This is a genomic window from Stutzerimonas decontaminans (assembly GCF_000661915.1).
Taxonomy (GTDB): Bacteria; Pseudomonadota; Gammaproteobacteria; order Pseudomonadales; family Pseudomonadaceae; genus Stutzerimonas; species Stutzerimonas decontaminans.
Genome location: NZ_CP007509.1, coordinates 2,765,676 through 2,791,891 on the forward strand (window position 1 = coordinate 2,765,676; position 26,216 = coordinate 2,791,891).

Below are 26,216 nucleotides of genomic sequence, written 5' to 3' on the forward strand. Positions count from 1 at the left end.
AACATCAGTACGTCAGGTTATAGACTGATCGGCTTGCGGCCTGCCAGCGCGTGAGCCAGGGTGCCGCCGTCGACCAGATCGAGCTCGCCGCCAAGGGGTACGCCATGAGCGATACGGCTGATGGTCAGCCCCTTTGGAATCAGCATTTGCGCGATGTAGTGCGCGGTTGCCTCGCCTTCGACCGTCGGGTTGGTTGCAAGAATGACCTCGGTGAATGCGCCGTCTGCGACCCGTGAAAGCAGCTCAGGAATCCCGATGGCTTCCGGCCCTAGCCCGTCGAGCGGCGACAGATGTCCCTTTAACACGAAATAACGACCGCGAAAGCCGGTCTGCTCGACGGCGAAAACGTCCACCGGGCTCTGCACCACACATAACAGCGAGTCGTCACGCCGCGGATCAGCGCACTGCGGGCACAGATCGTCCTCGGTCAGCGTACGGCATTGACGGCAATAGCCGACCCCCTCCATCGCCTTTGCCAGCGACTGTGCCAGGCGCAAACCGCCGCTGCGATCGCGTTCCAGTAGTTGCAGCGCCATGCGCTGAGCAGTTTTCTGGCCCACACCGGGAAGAATGCGCAGGGCGTCGATGAGTTGGCGGATCAGAGGGCTGAAGCTCATGGATATCTCGAAACGGATGCTGAACAACGCAAGAAGCTGCCACGCCTGATACCAATGCTCTGGTATCGGCGTTGGGCAGCTTCCGAGGTGACCGACTGGTTTAGAACGGCATTTTGAAGCCAGGCGGCAGCTGCATTCCGGCGGTCATGCCTGCCATCTTGTCCTGGCTGTTCTGCTCGATCTTGCGCACCGCATCGTTGACGGCGGCGGCGATCAGATCCTCCAGGATTTCCTTATCTTCCTGCATCAGGCTTTCATCCAGAGTGACGCGCTTGACGTCGTGGCGGCCGTTCATCACGACGCTGACCAGACCAGCACCCGACTGGCCCGTAACCTCGGCGTTCGCCAGCTCCTCCTGCATCTTCTGCATCTTTTCCTGCATCTGCTGCGCCTGCTTCATCAGGCCGGCCATTCCACCTTTCATCATGGGTATCACCTCAATTCGATCAGGGTTCTGAGTGTTCTACGGGTTCGATGGTGCCTTCGCGGATCACCGCAGCGAACTGTTGCATGAGCTGCTGGACTAGAGGATCCGCGTGAATCGACTGCTCCGCTGCGCGCTGTCGCTCGGCCCTACGGCGCTGTGCAGCCTGGGCCGGCGTTTCCTGCTCGGGCTTTTGCAGCACGATATCCAGCTGCAAAGTGCGCCCATGGTACTGATTCAGCGCATCGTTCAGCCGTCGCTGTTGCGTGGGGTTGAACAGCGCGCTCTGCGCCGGATCGAGATGCATCAGCCAACGGTCACCTTCTACCGCGATCAACGTGCAGTTGGCCGCGATGCTACCGGTCAGACCGGACAAACCGAGCTTGAGATAAAGCTCCAGCCATTCCGCGGCGAGTCCGGTGGCAGGCTCTACCGCCGGTAGCGGTTCGACAGCCTCAGGTTCCTCGCCGGCATGGCTCAGTTCATCCAGATAGGCTTCGGCCTGATTCTCGACTTCGAAGTAGTCCTCATCCGTCAGCGGAGGCTCGTCATCGTCCGGCTCTTCGACCTGCACCACGGAAGCTACGTGATCGGCAGCCGCATCCAATGGTGCAGGCTCTGGTAAAACGGCAGCAGCCTCGACCGCAACCGGCGGCACATTCGGAGGCTCGTTCCAGGGTACGTCGATGACAGGCGCGGCCTGAGGTTCTTCCGTCACCTGAGTGGCTACCGAAGGCATAGCTGATGGAGCAGGAGCTGGCGCAGGAACGGCAGGCGCTGCAGGTACCTGCAATGGCGCAGCCGCTGCTTCCGCAACTACTGGAGATGGAGCAGACGACACGCCAATCGGGGCCGTATCGGCCACCGCTGCAGGCTTGGAATCAGCTGTGGCCGGGCTGATTCCCAGGGTCTTTAGCGGCGTTCGCGGCGCGTCATCACTGCCGGCCGGACGAAACGCCAGCATCCGCAGCAGCACCATTTCGAAGCCACTGCGCGGGTCTGGCGCCAGCGGCAGGTCGCGCCGACCGATCAGCCCCATCTGGTAATAGAACTGCACGTCTTCGGCCGGCAGCGCCTGGGCCAAGGCCAGAACGCGATCGCGATCGCCCTGGCCATTGTCCACCGCCTCCGGCAGCGCCTGGGCGATGGCGACGCGGTGCAGCACATTGAGAATCTCGGCCAGTACACCCGCCCAGTCTGGTCCTTGCTCGGCAAGATGACGCACCGCTTCGAGCAACGCCCTGGCATCGCCTTCAAGCAATGCCTGCAACACTCCGTAGACCTGGCCGTGATCGAGCGTGCCAAGCATCGCCCGCACGTCGGCAGCCAGCACCTTGCCTTCACCAAAAGCGATCGCCTGATCGGTCAGGCTCATCGCATCGCGCATCGAGCCATCCGCCGCACGGCCCAGCAGCCACAGCGCATCGTCTTCGAAGGGCACGTTCTCGACGCTCAGCACATGGGTCAGGTGCTCGACCACGCGCTCCGGAGGCATGTTCTTCAGCGAAAACTGCAGACAACGCGACAGGATCGTGACCGGCAGCTTCTGCGGATCGGTGGTCGCCAGCAGGAACTTGACGTGTGGCGGCGGCTCCTCAAGGGTCTTGAGCAGCGCGTTGAATGAATGCGACGAGAGCATGTGCACTTCGTCGATCAGGTAGACCTTGTAGCGCCCGCGGCTCGGCGCGTATTGCACGTTGTCCAGCAGCTCGCGGGTGTCTTCGACCTTTGTGCGGCTTGCGGCGTCGACCTCGATCAGATCGACGAAGCGCCCCTCATCGATTTCCCGGCATACCGAGCACTGACCGCAGGGCGTCGAGCTGACACCGGTCTCGCAGTTCAGGCATTTGGCGATGATCCGCGCGATGGTGGTCTTGCCGACGCCGCGCGTGCCGGTAAACAGGTAGGCATGGTGTAGGCGCTGGTTGTCCAACGCGTTGATCAGGGCCTTGAGCACATGCGTCTGGCCGACCATTTCGCGGAACGAGCGCGGACGCCATTTACGTGCAAGAACCTGATAACTCATAACACCATCGCGGGGGACAAGGCAGAGAACGGGTAATGCTAGCGGAGCAGGATGGAAATTGCATCCGAGCTGCACGCGAACTGCCGGCTAGCCGAGCAATCGGGCACCGAGCGCCTCAACTACCGCATCCAGCGCCGGGTTGTGCCCGACGATCCGCACCGCCAGGCCATCGATCTCGCGCCGTACCGGATACTGCTTGCGCAGCAGATCGAACCCGGCGCGCCGCTGGGCCTCGTCGCCAAGCAAACTGCGGCGGAAGTCCGCATCGTCGCGGCGCGGGTCATAAACCGCCCGACATAGCGTCGCCAGCATCTCGGCCGGTTCTGCGCAGGCGGCGAAGGCCAGCTCGACCAGTGGCGCGCCGGGCATCAACTGCGCCAGTTCGACGACTGGTTCCAGCCCCCGCGCCACGCAGAGCGCGGTGTAGATCTGTGCCGTGCCGCGCAGCTTGCCGTCCAGGCTGTAGCCGGCAATGTGTGGCGTGGCAATTCGGCACAAACCGGCCAGTGCGACATCCACCTGAGGCTCGCCTTCCCAGACGTCCAGCACGGCTTCCAGGTCTTGCCGCTGCAGTAGCACGTCGCGCAGCGCTGCATTGTCCACCACTGCGCCGCGACTGGCGTTGATCAGCCAGGCCCCTTGCCGCAGCCTGGACAGCCGCTGCTGATCGAGCAGGTGAAAGGTTGGCCAGTCGCCACCCATGCTCAGCGGGGTATGCAGGCTGATTACGTCGCACGCGGCGAGCACCTCGTCCAGCGAGACAAAGCCGCCCGCCTCGCTGACCTGCCGCGGCGGATCGCAGACGCGGACGTCCCAGCCAAGTCCTCGCAGCACCTCTACCAGCCGCCCGCCTACTTCTCCTGCACCAACGATACCGAAGCGGCGCTGCGCCAGCGCCTCGCCCTGCACCTCCGCCAATGCGAGCAGGCTACCGAGCACATAGTCGACCACGCCCCGCGCGTTGCAACCCGGGGCACTGGCCCAGTCGATTCCGGCCTTTTCGAAGTAATCGAGATCCAGATGATCCGTGCCGATGGTACAGGTCCCTACGAAGCGCACCGCGGTACCGTCCAGTAGATCGCGATCGACCCGCGTAACCGAGCGCACCAGCAGTACATCGACCTTTTCCAGCGCTGCGCGGTTGATGCTGCGACCAGGCATGCGCCGAATCTCGCCAAGCCCGGCAAAGAACTCATCGACCAGCGGAATGTTTTCATCGGCGAGGATATGCATGACACGGCTCCGGTGAGGGGAAGCACATTCTAGACAGCTTGCCACTGCTTTGCCGCCTTCCTGAGCGCCACTGCGCGGCGTAGACTAGCGCGCCTCTTGTATACAACCGGAATGCCTCGTAATGCCCACTGAGCTCAGACTCAGACGGGTCCGCCTTGAATTGCGCACCCTCTTCGCTCTCGCCCTGCCCATGATGATCGCCCAGCTGGCCAGCACGGCCATGGGCTTTGTCGACACCGTGATGGCCGGGCGCGTCAGCCCACATGATCTGGCTGCGGTCGCGCTGGGCAACTCGATCTGGGTACCGGTGTACCTGCTGCTGAGCGGTATCACGCTAGCGACGACGCCGAACGTGGCACAACGTTACGGCGCCGGAGCCCATGGCGAAATCGGGCCACTTGTCCGTCAGGCTCTGTGGATGGGCGCAGGCATCGGCGCGGCCAGTGCCCTGCTGATGTGGAACGCGGAGCCGGTGCTGCACTTGATGCGCGTCGAACCGGCCCTGATCGAGCCAACCATGGCCTACCTGCGCGCCGTCGCCTGCGGTTTCCCGGCGGTGGCGCTCTATCAGGTATTGCGCTGCTTCAGCGACGGCCTTGGCCATCCCCGGCCGAGCATGGTGATCGGCATCATCGGTCTGCTGCTGAACATCCCACTGAACTACGTATTCATCTACGGCAAGTTCGGCATGCCGGCAATGGGGGGCGTCGGCTGTGGCGTGTCTACCGCTCTGGTGATGCTGTTCATGTTGGTGGCGATGAGCATCTGGGTGAAACGTGCGCCGGCCTACCAACCCAGCCAGCTGTTTTCCCACTTCGAATGGCCGCGCTGGCCGATGCTTCGGCATCTGCTGTCAGTTGGCGTGCCGATTGGGGTCGCGGTGTTCGCCGAAGCCAGCATCTTTTCCGTGATCGCGCTGCTGATCGGCGCACTCGGCGCAACGGTTGTCGCCGGTCACCAGATCGCGCTGAATTTCACCTCACTGATCTTCATGATTCCGCTGTCGCTGGGTATGGCCGTGACCGTGCGAATCGGCCAGGAGCTGGGCCGTAATGCCCCGAGGGACGCGCGCTTCGTCGCCGGCGTGGGGATCGCCGCGGCGTTGGTATACGCCTGTTTTTCGGCCAGCGTCATGTTGCTGTTCAGCGAGCAGATCGCGCGAATCTATACCCCCGACCCGGCGGTGATCGCAGTCGCCGCCAGCCTGTTCTTCTATGCCGCACTCTTTCAGTTCTCGGATGTGGTTCAGGTCACTGCGGCCGGCGCACTTCGCGGCTATCAGGACACCCGTATGACGATGGTCTATACGCTCTTCGCCTACTGGGGTATCGGTCTGCCGGTGGGGTATCTGCTCGGACTGACTGACCACCTTGGCGCCGCTACCGGACCAGCCGGCCTATGGCAGGGATTGATCGCCGGGCTGAGCTGCGCGGCACTGCTGCTCAGCGTGCGCCTGGCCCGCAGCGCCCGCCGCGAGATTCGTCGGCACACCGCACTTCGCAAGACGGTGGTCTGAGCCCGCTGCATACCGATCAGAGACTGCGCTCGACCCTGCCGTCGGAGCGAGCCAGGTAGCCGGAACCACGCTCCCAGAGTAACGCCGCCCGGTCCTCCGCGCTTAGCGCGTCGAGACCACCGCGCAACGCATAGGCCGTAAAGCCAAGTTGCGTCAGCAGGAACACGGCATTGGCGCTACGCTTGCCGCTTTCGCAATAGCAGAGATAGGGACGCTGTGGGTTCAACAAGCGGGTCTTCAACCGAAGCAGGTGCAACGGCATGTGCAGCGCTTGCATGGCATGACCCTGCTCGTAGTCATCGAGCAGTCGGACGTCGAGCCACTGCGCACCGCAGCCGAGCAGATCGGCTACATCGTCCAGACTGACGTCACCCACCACCGGGGCCTTGAGCAACTCAAGAAAGTCCGCGCGGGCAAGCCGTAGCACGGAACCATCCTCGATCATGACCACACTGGCGTTACGCGGACGCTCCTCGAGCAGCGCTTCCTCACCGAAACAGGCGCCAGGCTCGAGCTCCGCCAGCAGTTGCTCACCGCTACCAGCGGCCTTCAGCACCTGTGCGCGCCCGCTCTTCAGGAGGTAGCAGCAATCGCCGCCATCGCCCTCCCGGATCAGGGCTCGCTCGGCTGGCGCCTCGATCTCGACGAGACGGCTCAACATACTGCGTATGTTTGCTGGCGGCACCTGAGCGAACAACGGATTTTCCAGTAGGCGCTCGAGCCACTCGCTGTCCTCGCCATCCATCGACAGCTGCAGCAATACATCCTGAAGGGCCTGTCGCCAGGAAAGCAGCCGCTCAAGCTCCATACCGTCCACGGTCAGCAGCTGGCAATCCTCCAGCGCGCGCACCTCGCCCAGCTGGCTAGGTGAGAGACTATGCAAGGCGGCCGGCGTGCCGGCAACGAGGCGCCTCTGCTGCCCATCGCTGTCGATGAACAGAACACTACCGGACATCAAATAGTGACGTGTTGCAGAGGTGCTTCCGAGCTGGAGAATCTGGCCGGCAGCGAGCGCGAGCGGTGCGATCTGCACGCGGAGCTCCCACAACTGACGCGGCGACAGACCATCGAGCGGGACCAGGTTGCGCAGCTGATCGGGGTGCAGCGGTTTGTTCATCCGGGAAAATCCAAACGTCTATCCATCAATCAGCCTCTGCAGCTGGTCCTGGGCCGCGCGGCGTCCTTGCAGACCACCGGTGTGGACGAGCACCAGCCGCGTGCCAGATGGAACATAACCGCGCTCAACATAAAGGCGCAATGCCATCATGGTCTTTGCAGTGTATATCGGATCTAGCGGCACGCCAGCATCGCGTTCAGTGGCGAGGATGAAGCGGGCCAGCTCCTTGTCGAGGCGCCCGAACCCGACGCGGCTGGCATCCAGTAACTCATAGCCGTCATCGACGACGCCGGCCTGCGCAAGCAGCGTCGCCACGCCCGCCCTTACCGCATGCGATGGCGGACCAGCCAGCGCGCCGAACACCCGGTGTTGACCGGCCTCGCCGATGACCAGACCAGCAAGCGTCGTTCCGGTGCCGGCAGCCAGCCAGATGGCGTCGTAGTCGCTCCAACCGACGGATTCAAGCGCCGCGCGCAAGCGCGGGATCAGCGCGGCGCAGCCCAGAGCGCCGCGCAAACCACCGCCCCCTTCAGGTATCGGGTAAAAGTCCGGATATCGCGCTTGCCACGGCTGCCAGAACGTAGGCAGGTTACGCTCCCGGTAACCGCCGTAGCCAAGCCAGTGCAGCTCCATGCCCCAGGCACGTAGATCGGCCACCGTCGGCGTTTGCTGCTGGTGTCCGCGTAGCAAGCCCACTGTTGCCAGACCGAAGCGCCGCCCCGCCGCTGCCACTGCATGCAGATGATTGGAATGGGCACCGCCGAGGCTGATCAGGCCCGATGCACCGGCACGACGGGCTGCCTCAAGATGCTCCACCAGCTTGAACCACTTGTTTCCAGATAGCTCGGGATCCACCAGATCCAGCCGCAGCACCGCGACCTCGACCCCGCTGCGCTGCAACCAGTCCAAGGACAGTGGCTGCAGGATCAACGGGGCATCGAATGGATGGGGCAGAGACAAACCGCTCAGCTACCGGTGCGCTGCCGGTCTTCCTTGCGGTGCCGAGTGCAGCAGTTGGATTCGCCGATGACAAAGCGGCTTGGCGTGTCGATCTTATCCAGCGGCATTGCACAGCGCTCACCGCTGGAGAGCGTCGCGACGCAGGCTGGCTTCTGATAATGCTCAAGCCACTGCCGATATTGCTCCTCGGAGACGAAGCACTTGGCAGCGGCATAAGCCAAGGGATTGGCGCGATAGCGGGCAAGATCCTGCAATGCAATGGTCAGATGCCCCGCACCCGGATGGTAGGCCATGAATACGACCCCCTGACGAGACAGCTCCTCCAGCACCCGGTCACCGCTATTGCTCAACTTCTCGCACTCAGCCTTCAGCCGCTGGATTTCCTCCTCCAGCTGCGCGTCCAGCTCGTTGCGGTAGGCCAGTTCGACGTCGCGAATCGAAACCTGCTCCTTGTACTCAGCCACCGCCGCCGCAATGCGTGCCTGGGCTTCAAGTTCGAACTGTTCTCGGGCAGCGCCAATCTCGACCCTGCCGCTGACCTCCAGAGTACGCAGCTGCTTGCTCATCTCCTCGCGTGCTTTTTGGAAGCTCTCACCCTGAGCGGTCATCTGCGCATGCAGATTCGCGTTGATCTCCGTCTGCTGCTGCAACTGCTGCTGCAGCGCACGAATTTCCTCCTGCAGCGCCCTGCGCTCCTTTTCCGCGGCAGCCGCAAGCTTGAGCGCGTCCTCTTCGCGCAGGCGCTCGAGGTTGGCGATACGTTGACGTTGCTGTTTGATCAGCAGCGCAGCCTTCTGCCGCTGCTCACGCTCATGGCTTTCGGATCGTTTGGCAGCGGCGTCCTTGCTCACTTCGGCTGCATACCAGGCGTCTTCAGCGACCATCTGCAGCCGCTCCGCCGGTACCGTTTGCGGCCCCTCGTCTTCTACCAGCAGGCCGAGCTGGTTGCGCTTGATGGTTTCGCGCAGTACCACCAGATCATTGCGTTCCGGACTGACCTTGGGGTCCCACATGTGCATCTGATGCCAGGACACCGGGCACTGACTGCGGCAAGCCAGGCGAATCGGCCCGGCGCCCATGTCCGGGCCACGGCCAGTGCGCTCGGCCAACTGGCGCAACGGAATGTTCCAGCCTGCGTCGGCGGAGCCGTCATCATTGAAGTCGAGACAAAAAAATACTGCGGCACGCACCTGCAGCCGCGGATTGATCATCACGTATACAGCGTGCATCTGACGATCCGCGAACTCGGGCAATGCAACGACTCCGTCGAGCACCGCCTCGAATTCTGGATACAGCATTTCCTTGCAGATGGCGCCTTCATTGAAGAACAGTACGGCTTCGACCATCTGCGGTTTGTTCTGCATGCTCGACTTCCTTTATTGCCCGCAGCAGCGAGCCAGCATTGTCCGGAGCGATATGGCCTTCCGATGCCGTCGCCCCGTTAGTGCCGCAAGTTTAGGGGAAATGTTCAAACAGGCAATGTGACTGGGTTGGCAGCGAATCCCGGCATTGGGCCCTGCGCGATGCAGCACCCTGCGGAATTTGCGATGGGCTTTGCTAAATCAGCCTGCGCTGTAGGCGGCAAGGCGGCGCTTCATCTCGTCGCCGAGCGCCTGCAATCCGCTCATGGGTCGAATCATGACCTCGAACTCGACGATTTTGCCCGCCTCGTCAAACCGAATCATGTCGATACCCTTGAGCTCGCGATCGCCCACGCGAGCGCTGAATTCGAGCACCACGTCCGTGCCTTCTGAGCTCGCCAGCTCACGCTGGTAGCGGAAATCCTCGAAGACCTGAAGCACGGTATTGAGGATCAGATTGACTGCCGCCGCTCCTTCGTACGGTTTGTAGGCCATTGGCGAGCGAAACACCGCGTGCGGGTGCAGCAGCTCGGGCAGCCGGCTGAGATCACGCTCGGCGATCATGCGATGCCAGGCTTGCAGACTGCTCGCCGTGTTCGGTTGCAGCGCGATTGCACGTTCCATGCGTGATCCCTCTTTTCGAAATTGACGAAAGGCTCGGAACTAGAGCGCTGCGGCCAGACGGCAGCCCTGATTGATGGCGCGCTTGGCGTCGAGTTCGGCGGCCACGTCGGCACCGCCGATCAGGTGTACGTGCGCGCCTGCCGCTTCCAGGCCTTCCTGCAGCTCACGCAGCGGCTCCTGGCCGGCGCAGAGGATTACCGTATCCACCGGCAGTACCTGCGGCTCGCCCTCGCCCACACGGATATGCAGCCCGGCGTCGTCGACCTGCAGATATTCGACCGAATTGAGCATCTGCACGTGCTTGTTCTTCAGCCCGGTACGGTGAATCCAACCGGTGGTCTTGCCCAGACCGTTGCCCACCTTGGATTTCTTGCGCTGCAGCAGATAGACCTGACGCTTCGGCGCGTGGGGAGCTGGCTGAATGCCGGCGATGCCGCCGCGTACCGACAAATCGAGGTCGATGCCCCACTCTTTCCAGAAAGCCTCACGATCCAAACTGGTGGATTCACCATCGTGGGTGATGTATTCCGACACGTCGAAGCCGATGCCGCCGGCGCCGATTACCGCCACCCGCTGACCGACTGGCTTGCGCTCCAGAATGGCATCCAGATAACCGATCACCTTCGGATGATCGACGCCAGGAATTGCCGGGATCCGTGGCGCAATGCCGGTAGCCAGGATGATTTCGTCGAAGCCGCCAGCCAGCAGCATTTCCACTGTCGCACGTGTATTCAGCTGTACCTCGACGCCGGTTTCCTGCAGGCGGTTCTGGAAGTAGCGCAGCGTTTCGTAGAACTCTTCCTTGCCCGGCACGCGCTTGGCGACGTTGAACTGGCCGCCAATTTCACTGGCCGAATCGATCAGCGTCACCTGATGACCGCGCTCGGCGGCAATCGTGGCAGCGGCCAGGCCGGCCGGGCCAGCACCGACGACGGCGATCTTCTTCACCGCGGTGGTGGGGATGTAGTTCAGCTCGGTTTCGTAGCAGGCGCGCGGATTGACCAGGCAGGTGGTCAGCTTGCCGCTGAAGGTGTGGTCCAGACAGGCCTGGTTGCAGCCGATACAGGTGTTGATGCGCTCGCTGTGACCGGCAGCCGCCTTGTTGACGAATTCTGGGTCGGCCAGAAACGGTCGCGCCATCGACACCATGTCGGCATCACCTTCTGCCAGCACCTGCTCGGCCACCTCTGGCGTGTTGATACGGTTGGTAGTGATCAGCGGAATGTTCACTTCGCCACGCAGTTTGGCGGTGACCTTGGTGAAGGCAGCGCGCGGCACCTTGGTGGCGATGGTCGGAATGCGCGCCTCGTGCCAGCCGATGCCGGTATTGATCAGCGTGGCACCGGCCTGCTCGATGGCCTTGGCCAGCTGCACCACCTCTTCCCAGACGCTGCCGCCTTCGATGAGGTCGAGCATCGACAGACGGTAGATGATGATGAAGTCCGGTCCTACCGCTTCGCGTACACGGCGCACGATTTCCACCGGCAGACGCATGCGATTCTCGTAGCTGCCACCCCAGCGATCAGTGCGGTGGTTGGTATGGGCCACCAGGAACTGATTGATGAAATAGCCTTCCGACCCCATGATCTCTACGCCGTCATAGCCCGCTTGCTGGGCAAGGCTGGCGCAGTTGACGAAGTCGCGGATCTGCTTCTCGATGCCTTCCTCGTCCAGTTCGCGCGGTGTGAACGGGTTGATCGGTGCCTGGATCGCGCTCGGTGCCACCAGATGAGGACTGTAGGCGTAGCGACCAGCGTGCAGGATCTGCATGCAGATCTTTCCGCCGGCCTCGTGCACGGCTTGGGTGACGATCTTGTGCTCTTCGGCCTCTTCCGGCGTTGACAGTTTGGCGGCACCGGCGCGCACCGAACCTTCCTCATTGGGCCCAACCCCGCCGGTGACGATCAGGCCGACGCCACCGCGAGCGCGCTCGGCGAAGAAGGCCGCCATGCGCTCGAAGCCGTTGGGCATTTCCTCCAACCCGGTATGCATGGAGCCCATCAGGGTGCGGTTGCGCAGAGTAGTGAAGCCCAGATCGAGCGGGGCCAGCAGATGCGGGAAGGCGGTCATCAGTGTGTCCTCATCATTGTCGGTGCCGAGCCTCTTGGGGCTGCGGTCGGATATGCAGCGACGATAAACAGCCCAAACGTCACGCTCAATGATCACAAATGACAACTTTCTGATCATTTCGCGCAAAATGCTTGGCAAGCCATGCCGCTTTACCTAGTCTGGCGGCGTTCACCATGGCCCGTTTCCAATGCGCACTTATCTGAATATCGCACTGCTGGCAGTTCTTGCCGGCGTCTCGCTCGCGGTCTACTTCGACTGGACCCACGACCGGCGCAGCGGCCCTTTGCTGTCCGACCTGCGCATACTGCCTATCGAAAGCCGCGGCCAAGCCGGGACCGCGGGCAATCTGCTGGGTATCGAGACGCGGCTGCAACCGGCCGACTTCCAGAGCCGCGAGAGGCTTCAGCTGAAGTTTCGAACTTACCTACAACAAGCCGCCGACGCAGGCATGCTCAGCGAGCGAACCATAGTGGTGTTGCCGGAACACGTCGGTACCGGCCTGTTCGCGCTGGGCGAAAAGCCGGAAGTCCAGCAGGCCCGTACCCTGCGCGACGCCATGCAGTGGATGGCTCTCAGCAACCCGGGCAGCTACCTGCGTGCGCTGACCGGCAACCAGGTCGATGATCGACGCACCGGCGCCGTGCTGCGACTAAAAGCACGGCAGATGGCCGAGGAGTACCAAACGATTTTTGGTGGTTTGGCCCGTGAGTTCGGCATCACGCTGGTGGCCGGATCGATCGTGCTGCCGGAGCCGTACCTGGAGAACGACCAACTCAAGATTAGCGATGGCCCGTTGCGTCAGATCAGCCTGACTTTCGATGGCCGCGGCAAGCCGCTGGGCACACTGCAATACAAGCATGCGCTGAGCCGGTATGAGCGGCGCTACAGCGTCGCCCCCATCCCCGAACCACGACGCCTGATCGAAACGCCGGCAGGGTCGTTGGCGGTGCTGATCGGCTGCGATGCCTACCTTGAACGGCCGCCAGCCGAAGCGAAGCTACTCGCGATACCCGGCGCCTTGGCGGACCCGCAGTCGAGCTGCGGCAGCACGCTACCAGAAGCCTTCACCGACCGGGCACTCATGCCCGTACGGACCCTCGCGCTGCCCTGGAACCTGCTTGGCTCGCCACGCCGCCCGGCGCCGCCCGGGCATGGCGTCCCGGTTCAGATACGCAACCACTGGCTCGGCAACAATCCATGAATACGCAGCGCGTGCGACTGGGTGATCTGTCGGTCGGCTTCCTGCACAGCCTGAGCGACGCGCTGCAGTTCTACGGACATGATCCGAAGCCGCTACTACAGGCCTATGGACTGGATGCCGAGCGCCTGGCCGAGCCCCATGCACGGCTGTCGATCCCTCGTTACATGCGCCTCGGCCATGCGGCGATTCAGCTGGCCGGCGATCCCGCGCTGGGTCTGGAGATGGGCCGCCTGCGCAAACCCGGCCACCTGGGCTTGGCCGGGCTGACCGCAGCTCAGGCACCTACCGTGCGTGAAGCAGCCCGCGCGCTGATTCGCTACGAAGCGCTGTATGCCTCCAATTATCGCGGCAGTTCGAGCTTTCACGAGGATGCGGCGGGCGCCTGGCTGCGCTTCTACTCCATCAGCCCGTACAACGCCTACAACCGCTTCGTGGTAGACACCGTCTTGGCCAGCTGGATCGCGCAGCTCAGCCGGTTGAGCGATCAGGCGATAGTGCCGTCGGCCATTCACATCGAGTTCTCTGCGCCCGATTACGCGCCACGCTACGACCTGCTTTTCGGGCGGCCGGTATGCTTCGATGCCGAAGCGAACCAGTTGCAACTGGACCAGCGCACCCTGGCCCTGCGCAACCCGGACCACTGCCCTGGCACCTGGCGGCATCTGCTCGAGTTGTGCGAAGCCGAGCTTGAACGACGCACCCGCACGCGCAGCCTGCGCGAACGCGTCGCGCAGATACTCGGCCCGATGCTCAAGGGGCAGGAGCCAGATCTGCAGCAGATAGCCGCTCGGCTACAGATGCCGGCCTGGACGTTGCGTCGCAAGCTGGCCGAGGAAGGCAGTAGCTATCGCGCGATCCTCAACGACACCCGCCGCGACCTGGCGATGGCCTATATTCGCGACACGGAATCCGCTTTTGGCGAGATCGCCTGGCTGCTCGGCTTCTCGTCGGCAGAGGCGTTCCAGCGCGCCTTCAAACGTTGGAGCGGACAGACACCGGGAGATTACCGGCGCACCCAGCGGCGCGGAGTCTGACCCGCCCCACCGATCACCGGTTAGAGTTCGACCGCATCCTCTGCGCAGTCCGGATGGTCCTGCTCGGCTGCGTGCCACTCGAGAAGTTCGTCTTGGTAGTCATCCATCGCCAGATTCCTCGCTGTCTGATTTGCTCGGCGCTACGCCCAAGGGCTAATCAAGGTTCATGCCAGAAAGGCTACAGCCCACAGATGAAGGAATAGTGACGTGGCTCACACGCGCCGGCAGCCACAAAACAGCGCCACACCAAAGGAGGCGCCCCATACAGGGGCACGCCTCAAGGCGACGACAGGCCGGCAGCGTTCATCGCCAGGCGTAACAGCCAGGCCACGACACCCAGCGCCAGCACACTGCCGCTCCAGATCAGCACCAGCCAGCTCATGCGCTGCCAGAGCGGCTTCGGCTCGCCGCGGGATGCTTTTTCCTGCCGCGCCATCAGTGATACCCATCCTCGGCACTGACCTTGCCGCGAAACACGTAGTAGCTCCATGCCGTGTACATCAGGATCAACGGCAGGATGAGCAATGCCCCGACCAGGGTGAAGCCCTGGCTCTGCGGCGGCGCCGCCGCCTCCCAGATGGTCACCGAAGGCGGGATGATGTTCGGCCACAGGCTGATGCCCAGCCCGCTATAGCCGAGAAAGATCAGCGCCAGCGTGAGTAGGAAAGGCGTGTAGTTGGCGTAGCGCTGAATGGAGCGCAGCAGCCCGAATGCACAGAGCAACACCAGCACCGGAACCGGCATGAAATAGAGCAAATTGGGCATGCTGAACCAGCGTTCGGCGATGTCCGGATGGGTCAACGGCGTCCACAGACTGACAATACCGGTGACCACCAATACCGCCCAAACCAGCGGTATGCCGATGTCGTGCATACGCCGCTGCAGGTCGCCGGCAGTACGCATCATCAGCCAGGTGCAGCCCAGCAGCGCATAGGCGACGATCAGCGCCAGGCCGCAGAACAGCGAGAATGGCGTCAGCCAGTCCAGTGCTCCGCCGGCGTAGGCCCGATCCTCGACTGGCAACCCGCTGATGAACGCGCCGAGCACTACACCCTGAAAGAAGGTCGCCGCCAGCGAGCCGCCTATGAATGCCTTGTCCCAGACATGCTGTCGCCGCTTGCTGGCCTTGAAGCGGAACTCGAAGGCCACACCGCGAAAAATCAGCCCCATCAGCATGAAGATGATCGGCAGATAGAGCGCAGACAGCACCACCGAGTACGCCAGCGGGAAGGCGGCGAACAGTCCCGCTCCGCCGAGCACCAGCCAGGTTTCGTTACCGTCCCAGACCGGCGCCACGGTATTCATCATCACGTCTCGATCGGAGCTGTCCTGCACGAACGGGAAAAGAATGCCGACGCCGAGATCGAAGCCGTCCATCACCACATACATCATGATGCCGAAGATGATGATCACCGCCCAGATCAGTGAAAGATCGATACCCATGGCTCAGTTCCTCTCGCCCAGTTGATCACCTTGTTCGTGAGAGATGGCCTCGTCAGCAGCAGAAATGGGCCGCATCGGCGTGCGCGCCTCGCCAGGACCGCCAGCCCCCTTTTCGCGACCCTCGCTGGCCACCGGGCCCTTCTTCACCAGACGCAGGACGTAGACCATGCCCACCCCGAACACGGCGAAGTAGACAAGCACGAACATCGCCAACGTCAGCCCCAGCTGCCCGGCGCCATGATTGGATACCGCATCGGCGGTGCGCATCAGGCCGTAGATCACCCACGGCTGGCGGCCAATTTCGGTGGTGTACCAGCCGGCAAGAATTGCAATCAGCCCGGACGGCCCCATCCACAGGACCAGCCGCAGGAACGGCCGCGAACTGTAAAGGCGTTCGCCGCGCCGCAGCAGCAGGCTCCAGATCCCCGTGACGATCATCAGCAGACCAAGGGCGACCATGATGCGGAACGTCCAGAACACGATCGTGGAGTTCGGCCGATCCTCCGGGGGGAAGTCCTTCAGCGCCGGAATCGGCTCGGTCAGGCTGTGCTTGAGGATGATGCTGGCAAGGTAGGGAATCTCGATCTTGTAACGAGTCTCCTCGGCCTCCATGTCCGGCCAACCGAACAGCAGCAGCGGCGTCGGCCCGCCTTCGGAATTGTCCCAATGGCCTTCCATCGCAGCGATTTTCGCCGGCTGGTATTCGAGAGTGTTCAGCCCGTGGAAATCGCCGATCACGGCCTGCACCGGCGCCACCAGAAGCGCCATCCACATCGCCATCGAAAGCATCTTGCGGATCGCCGGGGTGTCCTTGCCGCGCAGCAGATGCCAGGCTGCCGAGGCGCCGACAAAGAATGCCGTGGCGAGGAATGCCGCGACGGCCATGTGCGCAAGGCGGTAAGGGAACGAGGGATTGAAGATGATCGCGAACCAGTCCACCGGCACCACGATGCCATCGATGATCTCGTGCCCCTGCGGAGTATGCATCCAGCTATTGGACGCCAGGATCCAGAAGGTCGAGATCAGCGTGCCTATCGCCACCATGAGCGTCGAGAAGAAGTGCAGCCGCTCACCGACGCGGTTCCAGCCGAACAGCATCACACCGAGGAAGCCGGCCTCCAGGAAGAATGCGGTCAGTACCTCATAGGTGAGCAGCGGCCCCGTGACGCTGCCGGCGAATTCGGAATAGGCGCTCCAGTTGGTTCCGAACTGGTACGCCATGACGATTCCCGAAACCACGCCCATGCCGAAATTGACCGCGAATATCTTCAGCCAGAAGTGGTACAGGTCGCGGTAAACCTCCTGCCGGGTCTTCAGCCATAGCGCTTCGAGTACCGCTAGAAAGCTGGCCAGACCGATGGTGATGGCTGGAAAGATGATGTGAAAGGTAATCGTGAAAGCGAACTGGATTCGCGCAAGCTCAAGTGCTTCCAATCCGAACATGGGGCAACTCCTCGTCAGATGACTACCCGCTTCGTCTATGACGGCGAATACGGGGTCCAGCACAAATGACAGCAGATCGCGCCAAGGGTGCAGGGTAATCGACGCGCCGAGTCGTCGCGCCTGGATCGACGGTCGAACCGACAGCACGCCCCAGGTCTATGCTGGTCATAGCCGCGTCAGCCCAGGAGTACTGTAGGTGCAGATTCGTTCCTTCATCCCGCCGTACATACTCGACCGCATCATCGACCACGGCTCGCCCTATCAGCGCGGGTGCGCCCGGCAAACCCTCGATCACGTTCACAGCCTGCTGCCTAACCCCGGCCCGCCTCGCCCCACGGCAATCGCCGAGCTTGGCGAACAGCGCACGCCGGGCCATCCACAGCGGCGAATCCATGACGCCGAACAGCGCATGCAACTGCCTGGTACGCCGCGACGCCGCGAAGGCCAGCCAGCCAGCGGTGATGCGGCCGTAGACGAGGCCTATGACGCCCTTGGCGCAACCTATGCGTTCTTCTGGCAGGTCCTGCAACGGGACTCGATCGATGACCTGGGCATGCCGTTGATTGGCACCGTGCACTACGGCCAAGGCTACGAGAACGCCTTCTGGAACGGCGAGCAGATGGTCTTCGGCGACGGCGACGGTGAGCTGTTCCAGCGCTTTACCCGCTCGCTGGATGTGGTGGCCCACGAACTGGCACACGGCGTGATCGAAAGTGAAGCCGGGCTGGTCTATTTCAACCAGCCCGGAGCGCTCAACGAATCCATCTCGGATGTGTTCGGCGTCCTCACCAAACAGCACGCACTTGGGCAGACCGCCGCCGAGGCGGACTGGCTAGTCGGCGCCGAGCTGCTCACCGAGAAGGTCCAGGGTGTGGCGCTGCGCTCCATGGCCAATCCCGGTACTGCCTATGACGACCCGCTGCTCGGTCGCGATCCGCAGCCGGCGCACATGCGCGACTTCATCGATACCCGTGAGGACAACGGCGGCGTGCATCTCAACTCGGGCATCCCCAACCGCGCGTTCTATCTCTTCGCCAGCGCGCTGGGCGGCTATGCCTGGGAGCAGGCCGGGCGAATCTGGTACGCCACGATCTGCGATCCGCAACTGCCGAACGATGCCGATTTCGTGACGTTCGCCAGCGCAACCCTTGCCCATGCCACGAAGCTGTTCGGCCGGCAATCACCGCAGGTTCAGGCGCTGCATGAGGCGTGGTTCTCGGTGGGCGTTACGACACGCTAAGGAGGCAGTATGAAGATGCCAGCGATCGGTCAGGACGCCTCATTGCGCGTATCGCGCCAGGGTGGTTTCGCCGCCGCGCCTGGCTTGGCGCGAACGCGACAGATCGAATTCGCCGACTGCAGCGCGGACCAGCGTCAGGGTCTCTGCTCGGTCCTCGAGCAGTGCCTGCCGGTTGCCAGCAAGAATGTCGGCCATGGCGACCAGCGCTTTTTCAGGGTGGAACTTCACTATCGTCGCGAGAACAGCGATGCCGAGCTGATCCTGCAGATCGCCGAGGAACGCGCCCCGCAGGCGCTGCGGCAACTCTGGCAAGACGGCGCTATCCCTGGCGGCTCGACCTAAAGGTTAGAAATGGATAACACCGCCTGCCGCGAGCAAAGCAGTGAACTGCGCAGCCGGCAGCGGCCGGGAGAGCAGGTACCCCTGAAACTCATCACAACCGTTACGGCGAAGAAAGTCGAACTGCGCGGCGTTCTCGACACCCTCCGCGACGACGGTCTTGCGCAAACTCTTGCCCAGCGAAATGGCGGCGCTGGCGATCATCGCCACCTCCTCCTCCTGCTCGAGCCCGGTCACCAGCGAACGGTCGATCTTGATGATGTCCAGCGGAAAACGTCGCAGATAGCTGAGCGCGGAGTAGCCCGTGCCGAAGTCATCCATCGCCAGACGGAAGCCACGTGCCTTGAACTCGGCAAGAATCGAGACGGCGCGGGTGTCGTCACCGAGAAACACCGTTTCGGTGATTTCCAGCTCGACCTGATTCGCTGGCAGACCTTCGTCATCCAGCGCTGTACAGACGCGATCCACCACATCGTCACCGAGAAACAACAGCGGCGACAGGTTTACCGCGACCATTAGCGGAATAGCCCGCCCCAGGTTCCACTGCCGGGCATCGCGGAAGGCACGGCGCAACACGGCCAGCGTCAGCGGCATGATCAGCCCGCTCTCCTCCGCTACCGGAATGAAGCGATCCGGCCCGATCACGCCCAACTCTGCATGGGTCCAACGTGCCAGCGCCTCGACCCCGACGATCCGTCGCGAGGCATCGACCTTCGCCTGGTAATGCACCGTGAACTCATCCCGCTCAAGCGCAACGCGCATCGCCGCCTCGAGGTTCAGGCGCTCGTCGGCGATCCTGTTAAGGTCGTGGGTGAAGAACTGGAAATTGTTGCGACCGCGCTTCTTGGCGGCATACATGGCGATGTCGGCATGCTTGAGCAACGTTTGCGCATCCTCGCCGTCATCCGGAAACATCGCCACGCCGAGGCTCGCGCCGACCTGAAATTCGCGCCCGGCCAGCGTGACCGGCCGCCAGATCTCGTTCAACACACGCTCCAGCAGCGAAATGACCGTGCTGATGCGGTAGTGATCGCTGAGCACCAGCACGAACTCGTCACCACCGACCCGCGCAATGGTATCGGAACCACGCAGGCTGGCGGCAAGCCGGGCAGCGATGCATTTGAGCAGCTCATCACCGGCGACATGACCGAGGCCATCGTTGATGAACTTGAAGTTGTCCAGATCGATGAACACCAGAGTCAGGTAGTAACCCAAACGTGCCGCACGTGCGAGCCCCTGCTCGATACGGTCATTGAGCAGGATGCGATTGGGCAGCCCGGTGAGCAGATCATGGTTGGCCTGGCGCTCGAGCTGCTGCTGATAATGCTTGCGTTCGGAAATATCCTGCACGGTGCCTTCATAGCAGATGAATTCGTCATTGGCGCCGCGCACCACGTGGGCGTTTTCGGATATCCAGATACGCGCGCCATCCCGGCGGTACACCTCGGACTCGAAATTGAGCACCTCGCCCTGGCGCTCCATGAGCTGGCAGAACACCTCACGACGTCCGGCCTCGACATACAGACGACGCTCTATGTCAGCCAAATCGGCCACCAGTTCGGCGGCGCTGTCGTACCCGTATATGCGTGCAAGAGCAGGATTGGCGGCCAGGTATCGACCGTCACGGGTCGACTGGAAAATGCCCTCGGAGGCATTCTCGAAGATGCTGCGATAACGCAGTTCGGCCTGCTCCAGTGCATCGAGGACGGCGCGCTGCGCGGTGATGTCCTCGATGAAACCTTCGACGACGATCTCCCCCTGCTCGTCCGGCACCGCGACGCCACGCTCGATGACCCACTTGAGGATTCCCGAGGCGGTACGTATCCGGTAATGCACGGAGAAACGCCCCACTTTGGCAATGGCCTGCTCGATGCAGCGGCGCACACGCAGCCGATCATTCGCATGGGTGATCTGTTCCCAAGAGACGTTCGTATCGTCAACCAGCTCCGCAGCACTGTAGCCGCACACCCCCAGCGCGCCCTGGCTGACGAAGATCATCGTCCACGACGCATCGTTGCGGCAGCGGTAGGCCATGCCTTCGAGGTTATTGACCAAGGTGTCGAGCACCCGAGGGCGGTCTAGCACTTCACAGGAGAGCAGGCTGCTCGGACCGTTGGCAGAAGGATCAAGAGTCATTGGGTCAGGCTTGCAGTGATGTTCTAGCTCATTCGTATCAACGCAGATGAAAGAGCAGAAAAGGCAGAAAGCCAGTACCGAGCAAGAAGCGCTCCAGCCGGACTGCCCGCATTTTCGTGGGCTGCGACCAGCCTTGATGCTCGTGACGCCCCACGAATGCGCATTCGAAGGTCAGCGTGCCATCCACGTGCGCCACTTTGGTGCCCAGACAGGTTCCCGCCGTATGCAGCCACGCTCGCAGAGTCCTCGGGTCAGCGCTTCCCGGATGTCGTTGCCGACCCCATGGCGACACGTTTCACTTGCGCAGGGTCGCTGTGCTCAAGCGCAGTGCGCAAAAGTAGTGCGGTTAAGCAGGCGGCTGTCGCAGCGAGCAATACGATCACGCCGGCAGCGCTCCAGCCAAACGCAGCAGTCACGCTGCCGACCACGGCCGGGCCGAAGAGCTGGCCGAAATTGCTTCCCTGCATGATCAGGCCGACCGCGATGGGTACGAGCATGGCGTCACGCACCGCCAGCGTCGCAGTAGCCAGCAACGTCGCCGGGATCAATCCACCGATCATGGAGAACAGCAAGCACAACAGGAACGTCGCCGGTGCGTCGAACAAACCGAGGAAGATGCCAAGCCCTGAGGCGCCCATGACACCGCTGGCGAATAGCAGCACGGCGCTTCGCCCGAAGCCGCGGGCCATCAGATACCCCGCGGCAAGGTTCCCGCCAGCATTGACCACGCTCGCCAGAGCGCTCAACAGGCCTGCGCCGCGGTAGCTGATGTCCATGCGCTCCATCAGCAGAACCGGCAGAAAGCTGAACAGTGCGAAGAACATCAGGCTGTACAGCGCAAAAACGATTGTCAGCAACGCGGCCGCTCTGGAACGCAGCACCTGCCGGATGTCCCCGAGTATCCGTCTCGGCATACCGAGCGAATCATCATGGGGTATGCAGTACAGAACGAGCGCAGCGGCGAGTATGGCCAGTGCAGCACTCGCCCACCAGAGCCAGCGCCATCCTGGGAAAAGCGGCCCGGCAACCATCACAAGCGCCATCCCGCATGGCATGAAACAGCTCCAAAGCGCGAACGCCTTGTCCCGCGCCACACCGCTCAGCAGGCGCTCGAGTATCGCCGGACCGGCGACGATGATCAGCAGGAACCCCAGCCCCTCCAGCAATCTGGAAACCAGCAGAAGGCCGAACGAAGGTGCCACGCCGCCCGCAGCTCCGGCGAGTGCCGTGATGCCCAGCCCCAGCAGCATGGTTCTCCGGCCGCCGGCTGCCGCCGCCACCGCACCGGCAGGTGCGCCGCCGAGCAGACCGAGCACCGCAAAGATGCCGGTGAGCCAGCCAGCTTGGCCGAGACTCACCCCCAAGTCCGTCTGCAGCAACGGTGTGGCGATTGCCGCCTTGCCCAGATGCAAGGCCGCAACGACGCCGCTACCCAGAATGGTCCAGACGATTAAGCGCTGGCGCGGCACAAGGGGCGCCGCGCTCACAGCGACCGCCCAACCGGATGCCCCGCCAGGGCAGCGGCCAAACGCGCGACATGCGCACCCTGGAAGCGCGCGCCCTGCAGCTCGTTCTCGCTCGGCTGGCGGTCACCGCCACTGCCATCATCGGCGAGTGTCGAAGCGCCATAGGGTGTCCCGCCGGTGATGGCGTCCATCCGCAGCTGGCCCTTGAAGCTGTACGGCAGCCCGACCACGACCATGCCGAGGTGAAGCAGTACCGTGTGCGTTGCCAGGAGCGTGCTCTCCTGGCCGCCGTGCTGACTACCTGTCGAGGTGAAGACGCTGCCCACTTTGCCGACCAGCTTGTCTTCAGCCCATAGGCCGCCACATTGGTCTAGGAAGTTCTTCATCTGCGCTGCCATGTTGCCGAAGCGGGTCGGCGTGCCGATCACGATAGCGTCGTAGTTCGGTAGCTCCGACACACTAGCTGCGCCTGCGGGTTGGAGCGTCTTGTAGCCGGCCTTGCGAGCGACATGCTCGGGTACCAGCTCGGGCACCCGTTTGACGTCTGCAAGCGCACCTGCCTCACGGGCACCCTCGGCGACAGCCTGCGCGAGCGCCTCGACGTGACCGTAGGAGGAGTAATAGAGCACCAGTACCTTCGTCATCACTGCGATCCTCTGTGACGTTGACGACAGCAAGGCTAACCATTAAAAACGCTCACAAATAGTGATTAAATTCTGATCAACTCGATCTGCGGAGAAGATCATGCTCGACGGATTGACGCTGGATCAGATTCGTACGTTCGTAACCGTGGCCGACAGCGGCAGCTTCAGAGCCGGCGCCGCACGGCTGCTGCGCGTGCAGTCGGCCATCAGCCATGCAATCGCGAATCTGGAATCGGAGCTCGGCCTGCAGCTTTTCGATCGCAGCGGCTATCGTCCTGTGCTTACACCGCAGGGCGAGGCCTTGCTGGCCCATGCGCGTGACATCCTGCTGCGCGCCGATGCCATGCGCGCTCGTGCTCGAGCGCTTGGTGCCGGTGTGGAACTGGAGCTGGCCTTGGTGGTGGATACCCTGTTTTCGCTCGAATCGGTGGCGCAGGCACTCACCCAGACCAGCATCGAATTTCCTTCCACCAGCTTTCGTCTGGAGTCACAGGCCCTGGGTGGACCCATCGCAGCGCTCGATGAAAAGCGCTGCACGCTCGCAATCGTCGTCGGGGAGGATTTCCGAAACCCCCGGCTGGTGCTGGAGGCAATCGGCTCGATTCGGCAGATTGCGGTGGTGCGCAACGATCATCCGCTCGCCGAACTTGGCAGCCGTGCGCCACTTGGTTTGCCGGATCTCGCCGGCCACCTGCAAATCGTGCTGGCTGACCCCACGCCACTCTCCGAGGGCCGCTCATTCGGCGTTCTGTCACCCTTCACCTGCCGAGTGAACACCCAGGAGGCGAAGGCCGCGCTGATTCGCGCCGGGCTCGGCTGGGGAAGGCTGCCGGCGTGGCAGGTTCAGGATGATCTGGATTCAGGGCGGCTGGCGCGTGTCGCCATCCCCGATCTTGGCAGAAACAGCGAGGTGCAGTCCGAAGCCTATCTGGCACATCGCTTGGACGAACCGCTTGGGCCTGTGGCTCAGGCGTTCCGCCGTGCACTGCTAGAGCAAACCAGGCCCTAGTATCGCGACATCGCTCCGCCGGCCCTCTCCAACCGCGCACAGTTTCAAACGGGCGCTGCCGCGCATTGCCGAGACCACCTCGAAACGGCGCCACCGGGTTGCCCACACCTATTGAGCGGCGGTTACAACCGCGCGTATGTCATCGGCCAGCTGCCGCACCCGCGCTTCGGTGGTATCCCACGAGCACATGAAGCGAGCACCGCCAACGCCGATGAAGGTGTAGAACATCCAGCCGCGGTTCCTAAGCGCCTCCAGTGCCGATGGCGGCAGGCTGACGAAGACGCCATTGGCCTGCACCGGAAACATCAACTCGACGCCAGGCAACGGTTGAATCAACTCGGCAAGCAGCTGGGCACAACGGTTGGCGTGTTCGGCGTATCTCAGCCACGCGCCGTTTTCCAGCAGTCCGACCCACGGTGCCGAAAGAAATCTCATCTTGGAGGCGAGCTGCCCGGCCTGCTTGCAGCGGTACTCGAAATCGGTGGCCAGTTCGCGATTGAAGAACAGGATGGCCTCGCCCACCGCCATGCCGTTCTTGGTGCCGCCGAAACAGAGCACGTCGACGCCGGCTTTCCAGCTCAGCTCGGCGGGCGACATGCCCAGGTGAGCGCAGGCATTGGCGAAGCGCGCGCCATCCATGTGCAGATGAAGACCGAGCTCCCTGCAGGTGTCGCTGATGGCCCGCAGTTCTTCGGGCTGGTAGACGGTCCCGACCTCCGTGGCCTGGGTCAGGCTGACCACGCGCGGCTTGGGGTAATGGATGTCCTTGCGCTTCAGGGCGATCTCGCGAATGGCAGCGGGCGTCAGCTTGCCTTGCTCGGTCCTGCCGATTAGCAACTTGGAGCCGTTGGAGAAGAACTCCGGTGCACCGCATTCATCCGTCTCGACGTGCGCGATGTCGGCGCAGATCACGCTGTGGTAGCTCTGGCAAAGTGACGACAATGCCAGGGAATTGGCCGCCGTACCGTTGAAGGCGAAAAACACTTCGCAGTCGGTATCGAACAACGCGCGGAATTGGTCAGCCGCGCGGGCGGTCCATTGGTCGTCGCCGTATGCTCTGTCGTGGCCCTGGTTCGCCCTCGCCATGGCCTCCCAGGCTTCAGGGCAGATGCCGGAATAATTGTCGCTGGCAAATTGCTGTTTGTCGGTCGTCATCAAGTCCTCGTCGTATTGGCGATGCCGGGCAGTTGGTCGCTGCACAGTACGTTTTAGAACTCAGGCCATGCGAGCGCAAACGGGAGTGCCGGACGGCCACGCATGGGGTGGATACTTTCGCGGGTCATAACAACCGCGCCTTCAGCACTTACTTCAGAGTACGGATGAGTGTTTCCCGCTGGACCGTCCTGATCACCAGAAATCACAGCGCGCGATATCCCATCTAGTCTTTGACGACGCGCTGCGGCAAATCGAAAAGCATTGCGCCCCGCCCACATGACCAACCAGGAGCTTTCATGGATCATCCCACTGTCTCTCAAAAACGTGCCGCCTTTCGTGCGCTGCACCAGTCGGGCTGCTTCGTGCTGCCCAACCCTTGGGATGCCGGTAGCGCGAGCGTTCTCGCAGGTCTCGGTTTCAAGGCGCTGGCGACCACCAGTTCTGGCTACGCCTGGTCATGTGCCCGTGCCGATGGAAAGATGCCGCGCGACGAAGTCCTTGCCCATATGCGCTATATGGCCCAAGTCACCGACCTGCCCGTAAACGCCGATTTCGAGAGTGGCTATGCCGAAACGCCTGAAGGTGTGGCCGAAAGCGTGCAAATGGCAGTCGGGACCGGCGTGGCGGGTGTTTCCATCGAGGACTCCACAGGCGACCCGCGCGAGCCATTACGCGAGCTTGCCGAGGCAGCCGAGCGGATGTGCGCGGCGCGTGAGGCGATCGACGCCAGCGGAGGCGAAACATTGCTGATCGGGCGCGCCGAGAACTTCTTCGTGGATCGCCCTGATCTCGACGACACCATCGCACGCCTGAAAGCCTACTCCGACGCAGGGGCCGACTGCCTGTACGCGCCAGGCCTGAAGACCCGCGCACAGATCAGCGCCGTCGTCGCGGCGGTCGCGCCGAAGCCGGTCAATGTACTGATCGGCTGGAATAGCGACCTGACCGTTCAGGACCTCGCCGACCTCGGCGTCCGGCGCATCAGCGTCGGCGGGGCCTTGGCGCGGGCGGCATGGGCCGGCTTTCTGCATGCGGCACGGTCTATCGCCGAGCATGGACGGTTCGATGGCTTTGCTAACGCGGCCTCCGGAGCCGAGCTCGACGCGCTATTTGGAAAACGCGACCGGGCATGAAGGTCAGTGATGCCCCGTTCACGCC

23 protein-coding genes are annotated in these 26,216 nt (G+C 62.8%); 7 read left to right on the forward strand and 16 right to left on the reverse strand.

The window, feature by feature from the left end:
- Positions 1-17 precede the first annotated feature (17 nt).
- The 4 genes from recR to pdxB all read right to left on the reverse strand — a co-directional run bounded on the left by recR (position 18) and on the right by pdxB (position 4,300).
- A complete protein-coding gene (gene recR, locus UIB01_RS12655; RefSeq protein WP_038660973.1) occupies positions 18-617 on the reverse strand; it encodes a recombination mediator RecR in 600 nt (199 codons plus the stop codon).
- Positions 618-717: 100 nt separating this feature from the next.
- Positions 718-1,044 carry a YbaB/EbfC family nucleoid-associated protein gene (locus UIB01_RS12660; RefSeq protein WP_038660976.1) on the reverse strand — a complete coding sequence of 109 codons (327 nt, stop codon included), beginning with the start codon at positions 1,042-1,044 and terminating at the stop codon, positions 718-720.
- A gap of 19 nt (positions 1,045-1,063) precedes the next feature.
- Positions 1,064-3,067, reverse strand: a complete 2,004-nt coding sequence (dnaX, locus tag UIB01_RS12665; protein ID WP_038660979.1) for a DNA polymerase III subunit gamma/tau — start codon at positions 3,065-3,067, stop codon at positions 1,064-1,066.
- An 87-nt stretch (positions 3,068-3,154) separates the two neighbouring features.
- Positions 3,155-4,300, reverse strand: coding sequence for a 4-phosphoerythronate dehydrogenase PdxB (gene pdxB / locus UIB01_RS12670; RefSeq protein ID WP_038660981.1), 1,146 nt, complete (start codon positions 4,298-4,300; stop codon positions 3,155-3,157).
- A gap of 121 nt (positions 4,301-4,421) precedes the next feature.
- On the opposite strand from pdxB, the gene UIB01_RS12675 reads away from it, so the two are divergent.
- Positions 4,422-5,816: an MATE family efflux transporter gene (locus tag UIB01_RS12675; protein ID WP_038660983.1), complete on the forward strand. Its 1,395-nt coding sequence runs from the start codon at positions 4,422-4,424 to the stop codon at positions 5,814-5,816.
- A gap of 16 nt (positions 5,817-5,832) precedes the next feature.
- On the opposite strand, the gene UIB01_RS12680 is transcribed toward UIB01_RS12675, so the two are convergent.
- The 5 genes from UIB01_RS12680 to UIB01_RS12700 form a co-directional block, all read right to left on the reverse strand.
- Positions 5,833-6,933 carry a cyclic nucleotide-binding domain-containing protein gene (locus tag UIB01_RS12680; RefSeq protein ID WP_038660985.1) on the reverse strand — a complete coding sequence of 367 codons (1,101 nt, stop codon included), beginning with the start codon at positions 6,931-6,933 and terminating at the stop codon, positions 5,833-5,835.
- 18 nt (positions 6,934-6,951) lie between these two features.
- On the reverse strand, positions 6,952-7,893 hold the full coding sequence (locus UIB01_RS12685) for a 1-aminocyclopropane-1-carboxylate deaminase/D-cysteine desulfhydrase (protein ID WP_038660988.1): 942 nt from the start codon (positions 7,891-7,893) through the stop codon (positions 6,952-6,954).
- Between the two features lie 5 nt (positions 7,894-7,898).
- Complete coding sequence (locus UIB01_RS12690; protein WP_038660990.1) at positions 7,899-9,257, reverse strand: hypothetical protein; 1,359 nt, start codon at positions 9,255-9,257, stop codon at positions 7,899-7,901.
- A 198-nt stretch (positions 9,258-9,455) separates the two neighbouring features.
- Complete coding sequence (locus UIB01_RS12695) at positions 9,456-9,878, reverse strand: nuclear transport factor 2 family protein (RefSeq protein WP_038660994.1); 423 nt, start codon at positions 9,876-9,878, stop codon at positions 9,456-9,458.
- A 39-nt stretch (positions 9,879-9,917) separates the two neighbouring features.
- Entirely contained in the window at positions 9,918-11,948 is a 2,031-nt protein-coding gene (locus UIB01_RS12700; protein WP_038660997.1) for an NADPH-dependent 2,4-dienoyl-CoA reductase, read from the reverse strand.
- Between the two features lie 187 nt (positions 11,949-12,135).
- On the opposite strand from UIB01_RS12700, the gene UIB01_RS12705 reads away from it, so the two are divergent.
- Positions 12,136-13,149: a carbon-nitrogen hydrolase family protein gene (locus UIB01_RS12705; protein ID WP_038660999.1), complete on the forward strand. Its 1,014-nt coding sequence runs from the start codon at positions 12,136-12,138 to the stop codon at positions 13,147-13,149.
- A complete protein-coding gene (locus UIB01_RS12710) occupies positions 13,146-14,183 on the forward strand; it encodes an AraC family transcriptional regulator (RefSeq protein WP_038661001.1) in 1,038 nt (345 codons plus the stop codon). The genes UIB01_RS12705 and UIB01_RS12710 overlap by 4 nt, the downstream gene beginning before the upstream one ends.
- Before the next feature lie 277 nt (positions 14,184-14,460).
- Here UIB01_RS12710 and UIB01_RS12715 read toward each other — a convergent pair whose 3' ends face one another.
- The 3 genes from UIB01_RS12715 to UIB01_RS12725 are packed head-to-tail and all read right to left on the reverse strand — an operon-like array spanning position 14,461 to position 17,069.
- Positions 14,461-14,619 carry a DUF2474 domain-containing protein gene (locus tag UIB01_RS12715; RefSeq protein ID WP_038661004.1) on the reverse strand — a complete coding sequence of 53 codons (159 nt, stop codon included), beginning with the start codon at positions 14,617-14,619 and terminating at the stop codon, positions 14,461-14,463.
- The gene (cydB, locus tag UIB01_RS12720; protein WP_038661007.1) at positions 14,619-15,626 is read right to left on the reverse strand and encodes a cytochrome d ubiquinol oxidase subunit II; all 1,008 of its coding nucleotides are present in this window, start codon (positions 15,624-15,626) and stop codon (positions 14,619-14,621) included. The genes UIB01_RS12715 and cydB overlap by 1 nt, the downstream gene beginning before the upstream one ends.
- Positions 15,627-15,629: 3 nt before the next feature.
- Complete coding sequence (locus tag UIB01_RS12725) at positions 15,630-17,069, reverse strand: cytochrome ubiquinol oxidase subunit I (protein ID WP_038661009.1); 1,440 nt, start codon at positions 17,067-17,069, stop codon at positions 15,630-15,632.
- A gap of 196 nt (positions 17,070-17,265) precedes the next feature.
- Here UIB01_RS12725 and UIB01_RS12730 point away from each other — a divergent pair, with 196 nt between their 5' ends.
- Both UIB01_RS12730 and UIB01_RS12735 read left to right on the forward strand, forming a co-directional pair.
- The gene (locus tag UIB01_RS12730) at positions 17,266-18,309 is read left to right on the forward strand and encodes a M4 family metallopeptidase (protein ID WP_038661012.1); all 1,044 of its coding nucleotides are present in this window, start codon (positions 17,266-17,268) and stop codon (positions 18,307-18,309) included.
- Positions 18,310-18,318: 9 nt separating this feature from the next.
- Positions 18,319-18,651, forward strand: a complete 333-nt coding sequence (locus UIB01_RS12735) for a protealysin inhibitor emfourin (protein WP_038661014.1) — start codon at positions 18,319-18,321, stop codon at positions 18,649-18,651.
- A gap of 3 nt (positions 18,652-18,654) precedes the next feature.
- Here the strand turns inward: UIB01_RS12735 and UIB01_RS12740 are convergent, their stop codons facing one another.
- From UIB01_RS12740 to wrbA, 3 genes are all read right to left on the reverse strand, one after another.
- A complete protein-coding gene (locus UIB01_RS12740) occupies positions 18,655-20,784 on the reverse strand; it encodes a putative bifunctional diguanylate cyclase/phosphodiesterase (protein ID WP_038661017.1) in 2,130 nt (709 codons plus the stop codon).
- Positions 20,785-21,035: 251 nt separating this feature from the next.
- Positions 21,036-22,271 carry an MFS transporter gene (locus tag UIB01_RS12745; protein WP_038661019.1) on the reverse strand — a complete coding sequence of 412 codons (1,236 nt, stop codon included), beginning with the start codon at positions 22,269-22,271 and terminating at the stop codon, positions 21,036-21,038.
- Complete coding sequence (wrbA, locus tag UIB01_RS12750; RefSeq protein ID WP_038661022.1) at positions 22,268-22,894, reverse strand: NAD(P)H:quinone oxidoreductase; 627 nt, start codon at positions 22,892-22,894, stop codon at positions 22,268-22,270. The genes UIB01_RS12745 and wrbA overlap by 4 nt, the downstream gene beginning before the upstream one ends.
- 100 nt (positions 22,895-22,994) lie before the next feature.
- Here wrbA and UIB01_RS12755 point away from each other — a divergent pair, with 100 nt between their 5' ends.
- Positions 22,995-23,903 carry a LysR family transcriptional regulator gene (locus UIB01_RS12755; protein WP_038661025.1) on the forward strand — a complete coding sequence of 303 codons (909 nt, stop codon included), beginning with the start codon at positions 22,995-22,997 and terminating at the stop codon, positions 23,901-23,903.
- Between the two features lie 108 nt (positions 23,904-24,011).
- On the opposite strand, the gene UIB01_RS12760 is transcribed toward UIB01_RS12755, so the two are convergent.
- Entirely contained in the window at positions 24,012-25,058 is a 1,047-nt protein-coding gene (locus UIB01_RS12760; protein WP_038661028.1) for a threonine aldolase family protein, read from the reverse strand.
- Between the two features lie 296 nt (positions 25,059-25,354).
- Between UIB01_RS12760 and UIB01_RS12765 the strand changes: the two genes are divergently transcribed.
- Positions 25,355-26,191: an isocitrate lyase/PEP mutase family protein gene (locus UIB01_RS12765; protein WP_038661031.1), complete on the forward strand. Its 837-nt coding sequence runs from the start codon at positions 25,355-25,357 to the stop codon at positions 26,189-26,191.
- The last annotated feature ends 25 nt before the right edge of the window (positions 26,192-26,216 follow it).

Bases quoted from the DNA above. Each gene is read 5' to 3' on its own strand.
- recR (WP_038660973.1), bottom strand. From the start codon at position 617: ATGAGCTTCAGCCCTCTGATCCGCCAACTCATCGACGCCCTGCGCATT.
- UIB01_RS12660 (WP_038660976.1), bottom strand. From the start codon at position 1,044: ATGATGAAAGGTGGAATGGCCGGCCTGATGAAGCAGGCGCAGCAGATG.
- dnaX (WP_038660979.1), bottom strand. From the start codon at position 3,067: ATGAGTTATCAGGTTCTTGCACGTAAATGGCGTCCGCGCTCGTTCCGC.
- pdxB (WP_038660981.1), bottom strand. From the start codon at position 4,300: ATGCATATCCTCGCCGATGAAAACATTCCGCTGGTCGATGAGTTCTTT.
- UIB01_RS12675 (WP_038660983.1), top strand. From the start codon at position 4,422: ATGCCCACTGAGCTCAGACTCAGACGGGTCCGCCTTGAATTGCGCACC.
- UIB01_RS12680 (WP_038660985.1), bottom strand. From the start codon at position 6,933: ATGAACAAACCGCTGCACCCCGATCAGCTGCGCAACCTGGTCCCGCTC.
- UIB01_RS12690 (WP_038660990.1), bottom strand. From the start codon at position 9,257: ATGCAGAACAAACCGCAGATGGTCGAAGCCGTACTGTTCTTCAATGAA.
- UIB01_RS12695 (WP_038660994.1), bottom strand. From the start codon at position 9,878: ATGGAACGTGCAATCGCGCTGCAACCGAACACGGCGAGCAGTCTGCAA.
- UIB01_RS12700 (WP_038660997.1), bottom strand. From the start codon at position 11,948: ATGACCGCCTTCCCGCATCTGCTGGCCCCGCTCGATCTGGGCTTCACT.
- UIB01_RS12705 (WP_038660999.1), top strand. From the start codon at position 12,136: ATGCGCACTTATCTGAATATCGCACTGCTGGCAGTTCTTGCCGGCGTC.
- UIB01_RS12710 (WP_038661001.1), top strand. From the start codon at position 13,146: ATGAATACGCAGCGCGTGCGACTGGGTGATCTGTCGGTCGGCTTCCTG.
- UIB01_RS12715 (WP_038661004.1), bottom strand. From the start codon at position 14,619: ATGGCGCGGCAGGAAAAAGCATCCCGCGGCGAGCCGAAGCCGCTCTGG.
- cydB (WP_038661007.1), bottom strand. From the start codon at position 15,626: ATGGGTATCGATCTTTCACTGATCTGGGCGGTGATCATCATCTTCGGC.
- UIB01_RS12725 (WP_038661009.1), bottom strand. From the start codon at position 17,069: ATGTTCGGATTGGAAGCACTTGAGCTTGCGCGAATCCAGTTCGCTTTC.
- UIB01_RS12735 (WP_038661014.1), top strand. From the start codon at position 18,319: ATGAAGATGCCAGCGATCGGTCAGGACGCCTCATTGCGCGTATCGCGC.
- UIB01_RS12740 (WP_038661017.1), bottom strand. From the start codon at position 20,784: ATGACTCTTGATCCTTCTGCCAACGGTCCGAGCAGCCTGCTCTCCTGT.
- wrbA (WP_038661022.1), bottom strand. From the start codon at position 22,894: ATGACGAAGGTACTGGTGCTCTATTACTCCTCCTACGGTCACGTCGAG.
- UIB01_RS12755 (WP_038661025.1), top strand. From the start codon at position 22,995: ATGCTCGACGGATTGACGCTGGATCAGATTCGTACGTTCGTAACCGTG.
- UIB01_RS12760 (WP_038661028.1), bottom strand. From the start codon at position 25,058: ATGACGACCGACAAACAGCAATTTGCCAGCGACAATTATTCCGGCATC.
- UIB01_RS12765 (WP_038661031.1), top strand. From the start codon at position 25,355: ATGGATCATCCCACTGTCTCTCAAAAACGTGCCGCCTTTCGTGCGCTG.